Genomic DNA, 1,693 nt, shown 5'->3' on the forward strand with positions numbered 1-1,693 from the left:
TTCTTTAAGGTAAGGAGGTGATCCAACCGCAGGTTCCCCTACGGTTACCTTGTTACGACTTCACCCCAGTCATGAATCACAAAGTGGTAAGCGCCCTCCCGAAGGTTAAGCTACCTACTTCTTTTGCAACCCACTCCCATGGTGTGACGGGCGGTGTGTACAAGGCCCGGGAACGTATTCACCGTGGCATTCTGATCCACGATTACTAGCGATTCCGACTTCATGGAGTCGAGTTGCAGACTCCAATCCGGACTACGACGCACTTTATGAGGTCCGCTTGCTCTCGCGAGGTCGCTTCTCTTTGTATGCGCCATTGTAGCACGTGTGTAGCCCTGGTCGTAAGGGCCATGATGACTTGACGTCATCCCCACCTTCCTCCAGTTTATCACTGGCAGTCTCCTTTGAGTTCCCGGCCGGACCGCTGGCAACAAAGGATAAGGGTTGCGCTCGTTGCGGGACTTAACCCAACATTTCACAACACGAGCTGACGACAGCCATGCAGCACCTGTCTCACAGTTCCCGAAGGCACCAATCCATCTCTGGAAAGTTCTGTGGATGTCAAGACCAGGTAAGGTTCTTCGCGTTGCATCGAATTAAACCACATGCTCCACCGCTTGTGCGGGCCCCCGTCAATTCATTTGAGTTTTAACCTTGCGGCCGTACTCCCCAGGCGGTCGACTTAACGCGTTAGCTCCGGAAGCCACGCCTCAAGGGCACAACCTCCAAGTCGACATCGTTTACGGCGTGGACTACCAGGGTATCTAATCCTGTTTGCTCCCCACGCTTTCGCACCTGAGCGTCAGTCTTCGTCCAGGGGGCCGCCTTCGCCACCGGTATTCCTCCAGATCTCTACGCATTTCACCGCTACACCTGGAATTCTACCCCCCTCTACGAGACTCAAGCTTGCCAGTATCAGATGCAGTTCCCAGGTTGAGCCCGGGGATTTCACATCTGACTTAACAAACCGCCTGCGTGCGCTTTACGCCCAGTAATTCCGATTAACGCTTGCACCCTCCGTATTACCGCGGCTGCTGGCACGGAGTTAGCCGGTGCTTCTTCTGCGGGTAACGTCAATGAGCAAAGGTATTAACTTTACTCCCTTCCTCCCCGCTGAAAGTACTTTACAACCCGAAGGCCTTCTTCATACACGCGGCATGGCTGCATCAGGCTTGCGCCCATTGTGCAATATTCCCCACTGCTGCCTCCCGTAGGAGTCTGGACCGTGTCTCAGTTCCAGTGTGGCTGGTCATCCTCTCAGACCAGCTAGGGATCGTCGCCTAGGTGAGCCGTTACCCCACCTACTAGCTAATCCCATCTGGGCACATCCGATGGCAAGAGGCCCGAAGGTCCCCCTCTTTGGTCTTGCGACGTTATGCGGTATTAGCTACCGTTTCCAGTAGTTATCCCCCTCCATCAGGCAGTTTCCCAGACATTACTCACCCGTCCGCCACTCGTCAGCAAAGAAGCAAGCTTCTTTCTGTTACCGTTCGACTTGCATGTGTTAGGCCTGCCGCCAGCGTTCAATCTGAGCCATGATCAAACTCTTCAATTTAAAAGTTTGATGCTCAAAGAATTAAACTTCGTAATGAATTACGTGTTCACTCTTGAGACTTGGTATTCATTTATCGTCTTTCGACGTTAAGAATCCGTATCTTCGAGTGCCCACACAGATTGTCTGATAAATTGTTAAAGA

Annotated in this window: 1 rRNA gene; it reads right to left on the bottom strand. The window is 52.6% G+C overall.

Annotated elements, in window-relative coordinates:
* Positions 1–10 precede the first annotated feature (10 nt).
* Positions 11–1,552: ribosomal RNA gene (locus tag D9734_RS11585) — 16S ribosomal RNA — on the bottom strand.
* Positions 1,553–1,693: the final 141 nt, after the last annotated feature.

This window comes from Escherichia sp. E14S1, from assembly GCF_004211995.1.
Lineage (GTDB): Bacteria > Pseudomonadota > Gammaproteobacteria > Enterobacterales > Enterobacteriaceae > Escherichia.